Origin of the sequence: Streptococcus suis, assembly GCF_002960445.1 — a bacterium.
Lineage (GTDB): Bacteria > Bacillota > Bacilli > Lactobacillales > Streptococcaceae > Streptococcus > Streptococcus hyiners.
In genome coordinates this window covers 1-269 of the sequence record NZ_POJD01000351.1, presented here as the reverse complement: position 1 = coordinate 269, position 269 = coordinate 1, and the positions used below count along the sequence as shown (strand labels likewise).

General features: G+C 33.5%; 1 pseudogene. It reads left to right on the top strand.

From position 1 onward, the window contains the following. Window positions 1-2: 2 nt before the first annotated feature. Window positions 3-269: pseudogene (recX, locus tag C1G53_RS11205) on the top strand (recombination regulator RecX); the annotation flags it as partial.

Sequence of the window (269 nt, the reverse complement as noted above, 5' to 3'; positions counted from 1 at the left end):
AAATTGAAAAGAAGAAACGTCTTTATTTACTTGAAGTGGATGGTCAGGATAGTTTATATATTACGGAAGACACAATTGTTCGCTTCATGCTTAGTAAGGGAAAGGAAATCACGGAGCAGGAGTTTCGTGAGCTTCGCGATTTTGCTCAGTTTTCTTATGGGAAAAATCTAGCACTTTATTACCTTTCCTTCAAGCAACGTACCAAAAAAGAAGTTAGTAATTATCTAAAAAAATATGAAATTGAAGAAAACAATATTGTCAAGATTGTG